The 14,484-nt window shown below is 64.8% G+C and carries 16 protein-coding genes; 8 read left to right on the top strand and 8 right to left on the bottom strand.

The features are described 5' to 3' along the window. Window positions 1-17: 17 nt before the first annotated feature. The 3 genes from ASC95_RS26230 to ASC95_RS26220 are packed head-to-tail and all read left to right on the top strand — an operon-like array spanning window position 18 to window position 3,673. A complete protein-coding gene (locus ASC95_RS26230; RefSeq protein WP_235538059.1) occupies window positions 18-404 on the top strand; it encodes a hypothetical protein in 387 nt (128 codons plus the stop codon). Then, on the top strand, window positions 401-1,162 hold the full coding sequence (locus ASC95_RS26225) for a DUF1829 domain-containing protein (RefSeq protein ID WP_057300641.1): 762 nt from the start codon (window positions 401-403) through the stop codon (window positions 1,160-1,162). The genes ASC95_RS26230 and ASC95_RS26225 overlap by 4 nt, the downstream gene beginning before the upstream one ends. Window positions 1,163-1,168: 6 nt before the next feature. Continuing rightward, a complete protein-coding gene (locus ASC95_RS26220; RefSeq protein WP_082568135.1) occupies window positions 1,169-3,673 on the top strand; it encodes a DEAD/DEAH box helicase family protein in 2,505 nt (834 codons plus the stop codon). A 297-nt stretch (window positions 3,674-3,970) separates the two neighbouring features. On the opposite strand, the gene ASC95_RS26215 is transcribed toward ASC95_RS26220, so the two are convergent. The 4 genes from ASC95_RS26215 to ASC95_RS26200 all read right to left on the bottom strand — a co-directional run bounded on the left by ASC95_RS26215 (window position 3,971) and on the right by ASC95_RS26200 (window position 6,137). Then, a complete protein-coding gene (locus ASC95_RS26215; protein WP_057300640.1) occupies window positions 3,971-4,528 on the bottom strand; it encodes a DUF1439 domain-containing protein in 558 nt (185 codons plus the stop codon). A 163-nt stretch (window positions 4,529-4,691) separates the two neighbouring features. Then, window positions 4,692-5,003 (bottom strand): hypothetical protein, encoded by a 312-nt coding sequence (locus ASC95_RS26210; RefSeq protein WP_157256517.1) that lies wholly within the window; start codon window positions 5,001-5,003, stop codon window positions 4,692-4,694. A 131-nt stretch (window positions 5,004-5,134) separates the two neighbouring features. Continuing rightward, entirely contained in the window at window positions 5,135-5,947 is an 813-nt protein-coding gene (locus tag ASC95_RS26205) for an exodeoxyribonuclease III (RefSeq protein ID WP_057300638.1), read from the bottom strand. Between the two features lie 4 nt (window positions 5,948-5,951). Continuing rightward, the gene (locus ASC95_RS26200) at window positions 5,952-6,137 is read right to left on the bottom strand and encodes a DUF3606 domain-containing protein (RefSeq protein ID WP_057300782.1); all 186 of its coding nucleotides are present in this window, start codon (window positions 6,135-6,137) and stop codon (window positions 5,952-5,954) included. 204 nt (window positions 6,138-6,341) lie between these two features. Here ASC95_RS26200 and ASC95_RS30970 point away from each other — a divergent pair, with 204 nt between their 5' ends. Continuing rightward, on the top strand, window positions 6,342-6,557 hold the full coding sequence (locus tag ASC95_RS30970) for a hypothetical protein (protein WP_157256516.1): 216 nt from the start codon (window positions 6,342-6,344) through the stop codon (window positions 6,555-6,557). Between the two features lie 9 nt (window positions 6,558-6,566). Here ASC95_RS30970 and ASC95_RS30965 read toward each other — a convergent pair whose 3' ends face one another. From ASC95_RS30965 to ASC95_RS26185, 4 genes are all read right to left on the bottom strand, one after another. Beyond that, on the bottom strand, window positions 6,567-6,824 hold the full coding sequence (locus ASC95_RS30965) for a hypothetical protein (protein ID WP_157256515.1): 258 nt from the start codon (window positions 6,822-6,824) through the stop codon (window positions 6,567-6,569). Between the two features lie 117 nt (window positions 6,825-6,941). After that, on the bottom strand, window positions 6,942-7,772 hold the full coding sequence (locus tag ASC95_RS26195; protein ID WP_235538058.1) for an arginase family protein: 831 nt from the start codon (window positions 7,770-7,772) through the stop codon (window positions 6,942-6,944). Then, complete coding sequence (locus tag ASC95_RS26190; RefSeq protein WP_057300637.1) at window positions 7,763-9,025, bottom strand: hypothetical protein; 1,263 nt, start codon at window positions 9,023-9,025, stop codon at window positions 7,763-7,765. The genes ASC95_RS26195 and ASC95_RS26190 overlap by 10 nt, the downstream gene beginning before the upstream one ends. 31 nt (window positions 9,026-9,056) lie before the next feature. Further along, window positions 9,057-9,725, bottom strand: coding sequence for a methyltransferase (locus ASC95_RS26185; protein ID WP_057300636.1), 669 nt, complete (start codon window positions 9,723-9,725; stop codon window positions 9,057-9,059). Between the two features lie 220 nt (window positions 9,726-9,945). Between ASC95_RS26185 and ASC95_RS26180 the strand changes: the two genes are divergently transcribed. From ASC95_RS26180 to ASC95_RS26165, 4 genes are read left to right on the top strand one after another with little or no spacing between them, the layout of a single operon-like run. Next, the gene (locus tag ASC95_RS26180; RefSeq protein WP_162250858.1) at window positions 9,946-10,974 is read left to right on the top strand and encodes an ABC transporter substrate-binding protein; all 1,029 of its coding nucleotides are present in this window, start codon (window positions 9,946-9,948) and stop codon (window positions 10,972-10,974) included. Beyond that, window positions 10,971-12,443 carry an ATP-binding protein gene (locus ASC95_RS26175; RefSeq protein WP_057300634.1) on the top strand — a complete coding sequence of 491 codons (1,473 nt, stop codon included), beginning with the start codon at window positions 10,971-10,973 and terminating at the stop codon, window positions 12,441-12,443. Before ASC95_RS26180 ends, ASC95_RS26175 begins: the two co-directional genes overlap by 4 nt. Beyond that, window positions 12,409-12,864, top strand: coding sequence for a response regulator (locus tag ASC95_RS26170; protein WP_057300633.1), 456 nt, complete (start codon window positions 12,409-12,411; stop codon window positions 12,862-12,864). The genes ASC95_RS26175 and ASC95_RS26170 overlap by 35 nt, the downstream gene beginning before the upstream one ends. Beyond that, a complete protein-coding gene (locus tag ASC95_RS26165; RefSeq protein WP_057300632.1) occupies window positions 12,861-14,450 on the top strand; it encodes a hybrid sensor histidine kinase/response regulator in 1,590 nt (529 codons plus the stop codon). Before ASC95_RS26170 ends, ASC95_RS26165 begins: the two co-directional genes overlap by 4 nt. Window positions 14,451-14,484 lie beyond the last annotated feature (34 nt).

Genomic DNA, 14,484 nt, shown 5'->3' with positions numbered 1-14,484 from the left:
GCGCTGCTGAAGAGAAGGTGCCAGCACTGCAGGGCGCTTTCCAATTTCCCGACCTTGGTGGTCGCATCGAAGTGCCCTTGATCTCGCGTGATGAGCGAGAGCAATTCTCCTTGGATATCAACCGCAAGCGCATAGCTCTCACCACCGGCTATCAGGCGCGTGGAAGGCAGGTCGTCGTGCTGGCCCGGCTCGACTTTGCCGCACCGCATCGCAACCCGGATGGCACTGAGGTGGGCGTGCCTCACCTGCACGTTTACCGAGAAGGCTATGGCGACAAGTGGGTCGTGGAGGTTCCGGTCGGAATGCTCAGCCAGCCCGACGATGCGTGGCAGGTTCTCCAGGACTTCATGACCTACTGCGGAGTCGTCGAGCGGCCCAATATCGTGCGAGGGCTGTTCTCATGAAAGCAACTGACGATCTGATCCGCAGCTACTACGACTGGCTGAAGGCCAAGACGGCCTGGCGAGAAATCAACGGTTGGGTGGAGATCACCACGCCGTACCTGGATCGTCACAACGACTACATCCAAATCTATCTGCGTCAGCAGGGTCAAGAGTGGATGCTGACCGATGACGGCTACACGCTGGCTGATCTGGCGCAGTCAGGCTGCGAAATTGACACTCCGCGCCGCAAGGCAATGCTGGCTGCAACGCTGAATGGTTTTGGTGTGCAGCAGAACGCTGACGCGCTGGAAATCAAGGCCACGGAGGATAACTTTCCTCGGCGAAAACACAGCCTGGTACAGGCGATTCTGGCCGTGAACGACCTGTTCTACGTTGCCCGCGCCAACGTCGCGAGCTTCTTCTTTGAGGACGTGGCCTTGTGGCTGGACGCCGCCGATGTGCGCTATACACCTCGAGTGAACTTCGTCGGCCACAGCCGATACAACCACCAGTTCGACTTCGTCGTACCCAAGTCCAGGCGCGCACCTGAACGAATCCTACGTGTCATCAATAATCCCAACAAGGACAACACCCAAAGTGCGGCGTTTGCGTGGGTCGATACCAAGGATGTTCGCCCGGCCGATTCCCTGGCTTTCGCAGTCCTGAATGATCGTGACCATAAGGTGAGCGAGGCCGTCCAGGACGCCCTGCGCAGTTACGACATCACGCCGATAGCTTGGAGCAAGCGAGAAGAGTTCAGGGAGCGCTTGGCAGCGTAAGGCTCGATGAGCAAGCCAGCTGGAAAGTCTTCGCTGTCATGGGCCGATGCCAAGGTCGAGCTGACTGAGCCCGCGGACCTCCATGCGCTGCAAGCCGAGAACGCGCGGCTCGTAGCGCTGCTGGAGTCGCACGGCATTGCGTGGCACGCATCGCCCGCAGCCGCGCCGCAACCGATGCTGACTGCTCCGGTGCCTGCGCCTGCGCCTGCGCCAGAAACCCCGAAGGCTATTCTGTCCACGGCTGAGAAGGTGGCGCTGTTCAGGCGCCTCTTCAGGGGCCGCTCCGACGTCTATCCAGTCCGCTGGGAGGGCAAGACCTCGGGCAAGTCGGGCTACGCACCGGCTTGCGCCAATGAGTGGCGGGCCGGGGTCTGTGAGAAGCCCCGCATCAAGTGCGGCGACTGTGGGTACCGGCTGCTGGTGCCGCTGTCGGACGCTGTGATCTACGACCACCTGGCCGGCAAGCAGACCGTGGGCGTCTACCCGCTGCTGGAGGACGATACCTGCTACTTTCTGGCCGTCGATTTCGACGAGGCAGATTGGCAGCACGACGCCCAGGCGTTCATGCTGTCATGCGACGAGTTGGGCGTGCCGGCCGCGCTGGAGATTTCACGTTCGGGGCAGGGCGCGCATGCATGGGTTTTTTTCGCCGGCCGTGTGTCGGCGCGCGATGCCCGGCGCCTGGGTACCGCCATCATCAGCCACACCTGTGCGCGCACCCGGCAGCTCAGGCTGGCGTCCTACGACCGCTTGTTTCCCAACCAGGACTCGATGCCCAAAGGCGGCTTTGGCAACCTGATCGCGCTGCCTCTGCAGAAGCACCCACGCGAGCGCGGCTGCAGCGTCTTCGTGGATGCCGAGCTGCGGCCGCACACCGACCAGTGGGCGTTTCTCACCAGGGTCCAGCCTATGGCGCCGCACGACATCGAGCCGACTGTTCTGCGCGCCACCGGTGGCGTTCATCCACTGGACGTGACCTTCATCGACGACAAGGACCTGGCAACGCCCTGGAAGCGCCAGGCCAGCTCGACGGGCAAGCTGGCCGGCACCATGCCCCGGGCCTTGACCGTGACGCTGGCCAACCTGGTCTACTTCGAGAAGAGCGCGTTGCCCCAGGCCTTGGCCAACCGCCTGATTCGCTTGGTGGCCTTCCAGAACCCCGAGTTCTACAAGGCACAGGCCATGCGCATGTCGGTGTGGGACAAGCCGCGCGTCATCGGCAACGCAGAGAACTACCCGCAGCACATCGCCTTGCCACGGGGCTGCCTGGACGCTGCATGCGCTTTGCTGAAGGACAACGGCATCCGTTGCGACTTGCAGGACGAACGATTCACGGGCGAGCCTATCCAAGCCGACTTTGTCGGCACCTTGCGCCCCGACCAGGAACTGGCCGTGGCCGCCATGCTGCAGCACGATGCCGGCGTGCTGTGCGCACCCACCGCATTCGGCAAGACGGTGACAGCAGCAGCCATCATCGCCAGGCGCGGCGTTAACACATTGGTGCTGGTTCATCGCACCGAGTTGCTAAAGCAGTGGCAGGAACGCTTGCAGGCCTTTCTGGGCGTCGGGAAAGGCGTGATCGGCGCCATTGGCGGCGGCAAGGCCAAGCCCACCGGCCATATCGATATCGCCGTGATGCAGTCGCTGTCCCGCCAGGGTGAGGTCAATGCACTGGTCGAGAACTATGGGCAGATCGTGGTGGACGAGTGTCACCACGTCGGCGCCACCTCGTTCGACGCCATCCTCAAGCAGACGAAAGCCAGGTTCGTTCTGGGTCTGACTGCCACGCCTATCCGTCGCGACGGCCAGCAGCCCATCATCTTCATGCAGTGTGGGCCGATCCGCCACGCGGCAGCCAGGCCAGCCAGTGCGCCCCACGACCTGGAGGTGATGCCACGGTCTTGCTTTGCGCGCATCGACTTGGCCGCGACAGCAGGCATCCAAGACGTGTTCCGCCACTTGGCCAATGACCTGGCCCGCACGCAGGCCATCGCCGCAGAAGCCGCAACGGCGTTTGAGCAGGGCCGCAAGGTGCTCGTGCTGACCGAGCGCACCGAACACCTCGACGCAATCCTCGTGGCCCTGAACGCGCAGGTGCCGCCGCCGTTCGTGTTGCATGGGCGAATGTCGAAGAAGCAGCGTGCCACCCTCGTTGCCGCGTTGGATGCGCTGCCACCTGACGCGCCGCGCATCCTGTTGGCCACCGGGAAACTTATCGGCGAAGGCTTCGACCATCCGCCGCTGGACACCTTGGTGCTGGCAATGCCGGTTTCTTGGAAAGGCACCTTGCAGCAGTACGCAGGGCGCCTGCACCGCGAGCACGCTAGCAAGGCCGACGTGCGGATCATCGACTTCGTCGATACCGGCCATCCAGCGCTGCTGCGGATGTGGGACAAGCGGCAGCGGGGCTATCGCGCGATGGGGTACCGCATGTGCGTCGAGGGCAGCGGTGATCAGGGCGACTTTATCGATCCCAAGCCCCGTGTACCGGGAGCTTCGGCACTCCGTTAAGTCACTGTCGCTAAAGTACTTCCGGTCTCGAAGTACATCGCTGATTCGCCGCTAAGCATGCCGCTGTTGGGAAAGATCGGCGGTCCGTCGTTCCTTCGGTACTTCGGAGCGCCTGGCAGTCCGATTAGTTGCAGCCGCAGGCAACAGAAGCTCAGTTCATCTGCAACTTCAAGGCTCGGCCTCGAATCCTCATCTGGCTCATGAAGCCGTTGTTGGCCGCCTTCCATCGACATGGAGCGTTTGCGCGCCTTCAAGGCCTGAGCGGAAGGTGAGGGCTGTCCCCACAGCAGCAGCGCGCTATTCCCTCGCCTGCACGAAGCTGACCCTCAGCTTCCCATTCACCACCTTCACATCCCTCACCGCCATCTTCGCCAGCGCGCCCTTGGCCGTGCTCGCATCGATGGTGTAGACGGGGCGAGCCTGCAGCTGTGCGTTGATCATCCCCGGCGCTTGCAACTTCACGATCGCGGCGTACTCCTGCGGCAGGCCGGCGAACTCCAGCGTCGTGATCTGCACGTCATCCAGGAAGAGCTGGCCCTCGGCCGGCATATAGCGCGGCCGGCCTGAAAAGCCGACGCGGCCGGTGCGCTCGCGGGTGCCGAGCACGACCTTGGCGTCTGCCGTGAGGCCGATGCGGTCCTCGCCTTCGGTCAGCACGACGACGGGGTTGGACAGGTCCAGGCAGGCGATGAGGAGCTTGCAGTGATGCGTCGGAAAGCGCGGCGCGATGCGGGCCTGCAGCTCCGCCTGCTCGATGTCGAGATGGCCGTCGGAGATGCGGCTGACGATGCCGCAGGTGGCCAGGGATGCGGCGGCGAGCAGGGCGGTGGTCAGCAGGGCAAGGCGGCGGGTCATGAGGTCAGGTCTTCGGCAAGCCACCAAGTTTGCCTGCTGCGCCCGATATTCCGCGACGCACCGCCGCACGCGCGGCAGCAAGCCGCATCTCCGGGCATGGATGCAGTAACCCGCGGCGGAACTTCCGCCGCCGCTGGCGCGCTGCGATCAAGGCCTCGGAAATTCAGCCGCGGTCCGCACGCGCTGGCAGGGCGTCCATGCGGCTGGTGTCACCCGTTGGCGTGGTGACCGCATTCGCGTCGCTGGGCTCAAGCTCGCCGGCACGCCGGTCACGCAGCACGGAGCGGGCTTCGTAGAGGCAGTCGGCGCGCGACTGGATGGTGTTGCCGGACAGGCAATTGGCGCGTTCCTGTTGGTAGATCTCCGTGGCACTCTGCGTTTGAGCGGTGATGGGCAACACGATCGCGACCACGGCCGCTGCGGCAACAGCCGTGCGGACCGGCGTCTGCCATGAAGTGAATCGGCGGATGTTCATGACGTACTCCTGGTGGATCAGGCACTGATCGGGCTTTGCCAGCCCCGCAGTGCCGATACCGGTGCTGGCTGGGAAGCGGGGCAATCCAAATGCCGGCCTCGCCCGGCGATTGCTGGAACTGGTGCTTCCGGTTACTCGCGATGACTTGTTGACGCCTTTTGCCGCCGCGTGGCCTTCCTGAGCTTCAGTTCCGCCCATACCGGCGCGTGGTCGCTGGGACTTTCCTTGCCTCGCTCCTCACGGTCCACCCCTGCATCAATGACCTCGAGCCGCGCGCTGACGAGGATGTGATCGATGCGTAGCCCCGCGTTGCGCTCCCAGCGCCGGCGGCGGTAGTCCCAGAAAGTGAAGGGCACGTCGCCCGGGTGCATCGCCCGGATCGCGTCCGTCCAGCCCTGGCTCAGCACCTTGGCAAACGCTTCCCGCGGCTCGGGCTGCAGCAGGGCGTCATCGCGCCAGGTGTCCGGCTTGTAGATGTCCTGATCGGTGGGCACGACGTTCCAGTCGCCCATCAGCACGACCGGCTCGCCGGACTTCCAGAGGGCGGCGGCACGCTTGCGCAGGCGCTCGAACCAGCGCAGCTTGTAGTCGAACTTTGGGCCGGGCTGCGGGTTGCCGTTGGGCAGGTAGAGGCCACCGAAGAGCACACCGGCGATGGCTGCTTCCACATAACGCGCCTCCTTGTCCTTCGCATCGCCCGGCAGCGCGGTCGCGACAGGCACGATCTCCTGGCCGCGCGACAGCAGGGCCACGCCGTTCCAGGTGCGCTGGCCGACGACAAGAGATTCGTAGCCGGCCTCTCGCAGCGCATCCGATGGGAAGTTTTCTGTCGGCGCCTTCAGTTCCTGAAGGGCGACGACATCCGGGTGGGTGCGGTCCAGCCAGTCGAGCAGCAGGCCGAGCCGCCTGGTGACGTTGTTGACGTTCCAGGTCGCGACCCGCACGGCATCACCGCTTGCCGGCTTTCAAATGGGCCTCGACGGCTGCGGCATCGTTGCCGACCGCCTTCACGGCCGCCTTGAGCTCGTCCGCAGTCACGCCGAACTTGGTAGCCCAATCGCGCACTTCGTAGTCCTCGCTGAGGCTGATGCGGCTGCGATCCTGACCGCCGGACTTGGTCTTGTCATCTGACATGAAAGTCTCCTGGAATGCCCATGAAGCCGCCATCGTGGTGCCATTGCAGCGAGCTGCATGACGGACGGGTACCCGCCGTGCTGCCAGCATCGACCTACGCAGCGTCCGAAGGTTAGGGGTACGGCGGCGGGACGAGCCAGCGTCCTACAGCCCGGTCGGGACGAGACGCTCACGATGGCATCGCTGCGACTGCCGGAGCGTGCCATGACCCAGAGTTTTGATCGGTCCCGGTTGGCCGAAATTGCCGAAGCGCCGCCGATGCCGCGGGTGTCTTTCCCCGGCCGCGAGGAGATCGCCGCCATGCGGCGGAGCCTGCGGCGGATACAGGAACTGCTGAAACGCAAAGGCCGTGAGTCAGGCGAGTCCCGCAACGAGCGGAAACCGGCCCCATCGGCGCGCCGCCTGGCCTCGGCGGGTTGAGCCTTGACGCTACCGGCGTTCGGCGGGAAACGTCGGCGCTTTCGGCTTGCTGCGATCCCTGGCTGAACGCTCCAAGGTACCAGGCTCCAGGCGGTCCCATCGAACCGCTTCTTCATCGCGCCGCGGCTCGGCGGTTTGAGCCGGGTCGTTCGGTATCGATGCCGGCGCAACCGGCTGGGTTCGCGTGGAGGCGCCCGCGACGGCGCTCGTGGCAACCGTACAGCCGGCGAGCATGCCGAGGGCAAAACCTGGGAGATTGAGTTTCATTGCGGCTCCTTCGCTAAGACTGGCGGGGCATCGCTAGTGAAGGCCATGCTAACGCGACGCCGCCTGAATCGCAGCTTGCATGCATGACGGGGCTGCAGGACGGCTTGGCACTGCGCCTCAGGCCTCAAGCAGCGTGTTCAAGATATCCAGGCAGGCCTGGGCGGTCCGGTTGTCGGCGTCCTGTTCCTCATGCCATGCGGAAACTGAGACGGCGACGATGTTGTAGGCGTGCAGTGCAGCAAAGAAGTCGGCCATGTCCGCGGCGCTGGGACCGCGTTGCACGTGGTATTTGAGCGCAGGCATATGGGCCGGGTCGTCGATGACGTCGGTGTCCCAGTGCAGGTAGATGCGCTCCTGCGGTCGCAGGTGAGCCAGCACTTCGTCGAGCGGGCAGCGCAGGATCCGGGAGCCGAGCAGGGCTTCTCGCTCACCGGGGTCGAGGTCGCGTGCATCGGCGAGAACGATTTGTTGTTGTGGATAGGCCTGCACGCCGATGGTGGCCAGGCAGGCGCGTGCCGCCTGGCTGCGTGGGTCGAAATCGTGGTCGACCCGTCCGACGAACAGGGCCAGGGGCATGCCGCCGATGTACTGGGTCTGGCTGCTGGACCAGGTGTGGAAGTCGCCATGGGCATCCAGCCACAGCACACGTTCAGGCGGCTGGCCGGCTTGCTGCAGCCCCGCCAGCATGCCCAGACTGGAGACGCAGTCGCCGGCGAGGCTGACTGGCCGATAGCCATTGCGGACCAACTTGGCGACGCGGGCCGCCAGCAGGGCGTAGAGGTGCCCCAAGCTGCCCAGCTTGGCGATGGGGTCGTCGATCCGCCTCTCATGCTGCCCGGCAGGCGCCAGTACTTCCCAGGGATGGGTGTCGATGTCGAGCACGCGGCGCAGGCCGTCGCGGCGCTGGCCCATCAGGTAGGGCAGCAGCAGCCTTGAATTCACAGCCATAGGTCGGGCTCCATGGAATAGCCAAGCCGGTCCATCATCTCTCGCACCTCGGCCCGCTGACCCAGTTCCAACAGCAAGGGGCCTCTCTTGTGCCAGCGCTTGGGGCAGGGCGGTTCGGTGGCCATCTTGATGGGCAGTGCACCTGGCAATGCACCTGCTAATGCGCCCGGCAGGGCCATGGCGGGCAGACCGAGATGGTCGGTGATCAATCGCAGCGTCGCGACGGGCTCGTCGACGAAGCCTTCGAAGGACACGCGCAGAGCGCAGACGCCGCTTTGCAGGATGGCTTCGTGGATGGAGTGCCATTGGTTCAAGCAGACCTCCTCCAGCTTCGCATCAGTGAACTTGCGCCAGTTGGGCGGCAGGTCGAACTTCCACCACTTGCGGCCGAAAGCCACGGTGTCGGAATAGCCTCGGATGGCGAGCTCACCACCGATCTTGCTGAGGTCGTGGGAGAAGAATCCCAGCGGATAGAGCCAGCCGTCCATCAGGCCGTTGATGGACTGCGCGAAACCCCGGGTCAGGTGGATATAGGTCACCTCGGCGTTGGGGAACAACTGCTCGTACATGCCGATGCGGTAGGCATCGGCCGGCGACTTGAACAGCAGCACCGAATCCCGCACGTCGGCCGAGCCGAAGGCACGCCGCCTGAGCGTTGGCACCACGAAAGGCGGCTCCTCGATTTTCAAGGGTTCGTCGAAATGCCGGCCGTCGCTGCGGTTGGCCTTGCCGTCGTAGTAGCTGATCCGCCAGGGATCGTCGTTGAACACGGCGGAGAGAACCAATTCCTGGAGTTCGGCCTCGCTGCGCCGCTCGCCGCTTTTGAACTGGCGCAACGCCGCCTCCAGCGACTGATCCAGGCGGCGGCCAGCGCCGGTCTCCAGAAAGTGCGCAGGGAACTGCAGCAGCAGCCGGTTCTTCCACTTCCTGAGCAGCAGGTCGCTATCGAGCAGTTCTGCCGAGGCAAATGACATCTCGTCCAGGATGCTGCTGCCCAACTCCTCCACATTGGCCACCTGCTCGATGGCATCGCTGTCGGAGTTCTGGTTGAAGCCGTTGCCCGACAAGGCCAGCAATGGGTCCAGCTCTCCATCCAGCGAAGCGATGCTGGGATGCTGCGCCAAGGCCTCCTTGAAGAGGCTGGACCCGCCGCGCGAGCCGCACAAGATGACGGCCACCCGGCGGACCCGCGTTCTCAAGTCCGAGCGGGGGACGGCGCGGTGCGACTTGACGGCCAACAGCAAGCTGTCCATGGGAGCCGATGCGTCAGGCTCTTTGAATCGATCAGGACCGGGTCATCTCGTAGACGAAGAATTGCTGGCGCCCGGTTTCGTCGGTGGCTTCGCTGGCCAGCTCCCGGCTCTGCAGGCCCGCCGCTTGCGCCAGGCGCTTCATGGCCTCGATCTCGCCGAAGTTGGATTGCACGAAATAGATGCGCCCCTTGGGCTTCAAATGCCGGCCCACGCCTTCGAAAAAGCGCGTGTTGGTCTTGAAGTCGGTGTCCCACTGGGACATGGCCACCATATCGTGCGCCGGCTTGTTTCGAAACGGCAGGTTGGCGGTGATGACGTCGAACCGCTCATCGCCCAGCGCCTCGAACAAATTGGACTGCAGCACGATCATGGTCCCGGCGAAGCCGTGCATCTGGGCGTTATGGGTGGCGCTCTGGACGGCCGCCGGGTTGATGTCCACGCCCACCACCCGCCCCGCGCCCTGGTAGCAGGCAAAGATGCCGATGACGCCTGAGCCGGTGCCCACGTCCAGCACGGTTTCGCCTGGCGCGACCGTGAAATTCCTGACCAGCGGCAGGCTGTCAGCGAAGGGCCAGAAGGTGTCAGGGTAGACCAGGAACTCCTTGTCCAGATAGTGGACTTTGCGGCCTTCCGGAGGCACGGATTTGAAAAGTTGCTGCCGCTGTGCCTGCCACTGGTCCGTGTAGCTCGTCAGGTCCATCTGCCACCTCCAGGCTCAAGCATTGCCAGATTTGTGTGAACTGGCAACGGAGAAATCTCCTATGCCACAGTTTGGACAAGTTAGGCCATACGTCACGCTACAGGCCTTGCAAGACGCAAGCCCTGCCCGTACTCTTCGTTCGAACGGACTTAGACAACACACTTAATCCGTTATCCATGTGGTCTTCATGGCCTTGGCGTGTTGGGTTCGGGAGGACCAGATGAGCGCTCCGACCCCGGCGGGTCGCGGTCTGAATCGCCGGCATGTGGCAGGTCTGGCCACGCTCGGCGTGCTTGCGGCGGCGTTTGGCCTGAGCCAGCGCCGGACCAGCGCGCCCTTGGTGCCCGAACGGCTTTCGATTGCGCTTCCCCTGGCGCCGCACGCCGGGCTTATTCACATCGCCGCGGCACGGGGCTTCTTCGATGAACGCGGCTTGGCGGTGACGGTGCTGCCGCAAACCCATGGCAAGGCCGCGCTGGCCGAGCTACTGCGAGGCGGTGCCGACCTTGCCGCCGCGGCCGACGTGCCCATCGTCATCGAGGTGCTCAAAGGTGCGCCGCTGAGCATGGCGGCGGCGGTGGCGAGCGCCTCCAATGAACTGGCCGTGCTCGCGCGCCGCGACCGCAAAATCAGCTCGCCGGGCGATCTGCAAGGGCGCCGGGTGGGCGTCACCCTCGGCACCAGCGGCGAATACTTCCTGTGGGCCTTCATGGTGCGCCATCGCCTGGCACCGCAGTCGCTGATCCTTGTGGACCTGCCGCCAACGCGCCTGATCGCCGCATTGCGCGACGGCAGCGTGGACGCGATCGCCGCCTGGCAGCCGGTCCGGCATGAAGCCGAGCTGGCCCTGGGAAGCGCCATCATTTCGTTCAGTGCACCCGATGCCTATGCGCAGAACTATGTGCTTGTCGGTCGCAGCGAATTCATGTCCACCCGCAGGGAGGCCTTGCGCCGACTGCTGCTGGCCCTGCTGGATGCTGAGCGTTTCGTGCAGCTCGACCCCCTGCAGGCGAAGACGCTGCTGGCGGCGGGCCTGAAGCTCGACCCGGAGGCGATCGAGCCGGCCTGGCAGGCCCTGGATCTGGAGGTCGATCAGCAGCAGGCCCAGTTGGTCACCCTCGAAGACGTGGCGGGCTGGGCGATGGCGCGTGGTTATGCGCCTATGCAGCCGATGCCGAACTTCCTGTCCCATCTGAGCCTGGACGCCCTGCTGGCCGCGAGCCCGGGACGGGTGACGGTGGTGCGATGAAGATCAGCAGCAAGGCCCGGATCGCAGCGGCGCTGATGTTTGGTGCCATGGTGCTGATCGCTGTCAGCATCGGCTGGGCGAACACTCAGGTCAGCGCAGCCGTCGAGCAGCGCCGCCACAGCGCGGCGATCGCCAGCGCGCTCAACGACATCCGCATGGTGACCTTCGAATACCTGCTCAACCGGCGCGAACGCGCCCGCTTGCAGGAACAGGCGGTCTGGCAGCGTCTTGAAGGCCTGCTCGCGTTGCCGACTGGCCTTGACGATGCCGCAGCCAGGACCCTGGCCGAGCTGCGTGCGAACGGCGAGGCCAGCCACCGCTTGTTCGGTGAAGTCGTGCCCACCCGAGCTGCCGGTGGCGTCGCCGACGAGGTCCAGCAGCGCTTCGAGGTCCAGATCTCCAGCCGTCTGCTGATCCTGCAGCAACGAAGCCTCGTCGACGCGGCCAAGCTGATTGACGATGCGGGCGTTCGTATCGACGAGACGCAACGGCGTGTGGTCCTCGTGACGGCCGCCGGATTGGTGTTGATGGCCCTGATCACGGCGGCTGCCGTCTGGATGTTCCGGCGCGACGTGCTCCGCCCGATCGCGCGGCTCGAGCAGGCCACTCGCGAGGTGGCGGCCGGCAACTGGTCGTTCGAGCTCGATGTCGGCAGTGCCGATGAACTCGGCGAGATGGCCCGCCACTTTGACGCGATGACGCGCAAGCTGCGGGATTCCTTTGGCCAGCTCGAGCTCAGCAATCGGGAACTCGTCTCGTTGAACAATGAGCTTGAGTCGTTCAGCTATTCGGTCTCGCACGACCTGCGCAGTCCGCTGCGCAGCATGGATGGCTTCTCGCTGGCTTTGATCGAGGACTATGGCGATCAGCTCGACGAGGAGGCCCGTGACAGCCTGCAGCGCATCCGCGCTGCCAGCCAGCGCATGGGTCGTCTGATCGACGAGTTGCTGGGCCTGGCGCGGGTGACGCGAGCCGAGCTGCGCATTCAGGAGGTGGACATCAGCGCCATGGTTCACGAGATGGCGGCCAACCTGGCCCGGAGTCAGCCCGAGCGCCAGGTGCGCTGGGAAATCGACGAAGGCATCAAGGTGCGTGCTGACCGGGAGTTGATGCATATCGCCCTGCAAAACCTGCTCGACAACGCCTGGAAGTTCACGGGCAAGACCACCGATGCCGTCATCCGCGTGGGCATGCGCCAGGAAGGTGGAGACCGCATCTGCTTTGTTGCTGACAACGGTGCCGGCTTCGACATGGCCTACGCCGATCGGCTGTTCGGCGCATTCCAGCGCCTTCATCACGAAAGCGATTTCCCCGGCACTGGCGTTGGCTTGGCCATCGTCCAGCGCGTGCTGCGCCGCCACGGCTGGCCGCTTTGGGCGCAGGCCAGCCTCGGTGGCGGCGCCAGTTTTTTCTTCCGTATCCTGGAGCAAACCGATGAGCGACGAGAGCAAGGTCATCCTGCTGGTTGAGGACAACCCGGACGATGTCGCGCTGACGCTGCGCGCATTCAAGCGCAGCCATCTGATGAATCCGCTGGTTGTTGCCCGTGACGGCGTAGAAGCGCTCGATTTCCTGTTTGCGCGTGGTGCCTATGCCCATCGTGCTGAGGCGGAGCTGCCTACACTGATCATCCTTGACTTGAAGCTGCCGCGACTCGATGGCCTTGGCGTGCTCAAGGCGATGCGCGCCGACCCCCGCACGGCGTTGCTTCCGGCAGTGATCCTGACCTCGTCGAAGGAGGAGCAGGACATCGTCTCGGGCTACAAACTGGGCGCCAACAGCTATGTGCGCAAGCCCGTCGACTTCACCGAGTTTCTCGAGGCGGTCAAGGTGCTCGGTATCTACTGGCTCGCACTCAACCAATTGCCGCCGCGGCCGGCGTCGTCATGAACCAGCGGCCGATCAGGGTTCTTGCCGTCGAGGACTCGGAAAACGACGCCCGCCTGGCGATGCGCCTGCTGCGCCGCGCCGGTTTCGCGCCTGATTTTCACCGGGTCCAGGACCTGGCGGCGCTGCAGTCGGCCCTTGTCCAGGGCCCGTGGGATGCGGTGATCTCCGACTTCAGCATGCCGGGCTTCAGCGGCCTGGAAGCGCTCACCACCTTCCGCGCGAGCGGTCTGGACATCCCCTTCATCTTTGTCTCCGGCACCATCGGCGAGGAAACGGCGGTGGTCGCGATGAAGGCGGGTGCCAACGACTATGTGATGAAGGACAACATGAGCCGGCTCGCGCCCGTGCTCGAGCGCGAGCTCGTCCAGGCCGCCCGCCGGGCCGCGCATCGGGAGGCGGAGGCCGAGCTGAGGCGCTTCGAGGTGCAGCTCGGCGAGGCGCAGAAGATGGAATCCCTCGGGACGCTGGCGGGCGGCATCGCCCACGACTTCAACAACATCCTTGGCGCGATCCTCGGCAATGTCGAACTCGCGCGGGGTGAACTCGAGTCCGGCCATCCTGTGTTGACGATGCTGGGCGAGATCCAGAAGGCCGGCCTGCGCGCGCGCGACCTTGTTCGCCAGATCCTGACCTTCAGCCGCCGCCAGCCGCAGCAATTGCGCAATGTCGCGATGCGGCCGATCGTCGACGAGACCTATGGCTTGCTGCGCGTGACGCTGCCGGCTGGCGTTGAACTCGAGTTGAGCCTGAGCGATGAGGCTCTGCACGTCGACGGCGACGCCACCCAGCTCCAGCAGGTGCTGATGAATCTGAGCACGAATGCCTGGCATGCATTGCGTGGCGAGGTCGGCAAGATCGTCATCGGTCTTGAGGCGGTGCATCTGGACGCAGCCACCGCGCGGGCGCTTTCGGGGCTGGTTGCCGGCCGCTATGCCCATCTTTGGGTGAGCGATACGGGCATGGGCATGGATGCCACGACACGCGAGCGGATCTTCGAGCCCTTCTTCACGACCAAGCCCACGGGTCAGGGCACGGGCCTGGGCCTGTCGGTCGTCCATGGCATCGTCGTTGCGCACCAGGGCAGCATTGCCGTGGACAGTGTGCCGGGCCAGGGCAGCACCTTCCACCTCTACCTGCCTGCCGTCAATCCGCCGCTGCCGGCGATGCGCATCGAGCGCATGGCGGATGCGCCGCCCATGGGGCAGGGCGAACACGTGATCTATCTGGACGACGATGAGACCGTCATGTTGGTCGTCGTGCGCCTGCTGGAGCGTGCCGGCTACCGCTGCAGCGGCTTCACCGATGCTGCCGCTGCGTTGGCGGCTCTGGACAGCGCACCCGACGCGGTGGACCTGTTCGTGACCGACTACAACATGCCGGGCCGCTCGGGCCTGGACGTTGCACGCGAGATCGCTTCCATCCGCCCCAGCTTGCCTGTGGCGATCAGTTCAGGCCTGATCACCGACGAATTGCGCGAACAGGCCGCGGCTGTCGGCGTGCGCGCCGTGCTTGAAAAGGAAGACACGTTCCGCGACCTGACCGCACTGGTTGGGCGGCTCCTGGCCGCTGCCCGAATGGCTCGGTGACGTTTGCGGAGAGAGCAACGGGCTTGCCGGTCAA

Source organism: Pelomonas sp. Root1217, from assembly GCF_001425705.1.
Classification (GTDB): domain Bacteria; phylum Pseudomonadota; class Gammaproteobacteria; order Burkholderiales; family Burkholderiaceae_C; genus Pelomonas.
The sequence above is the reverse complement of the archived record's forward strand: the minus strand, read 5'-3'. Positions and strand labels throughout refer to the sequence as shown.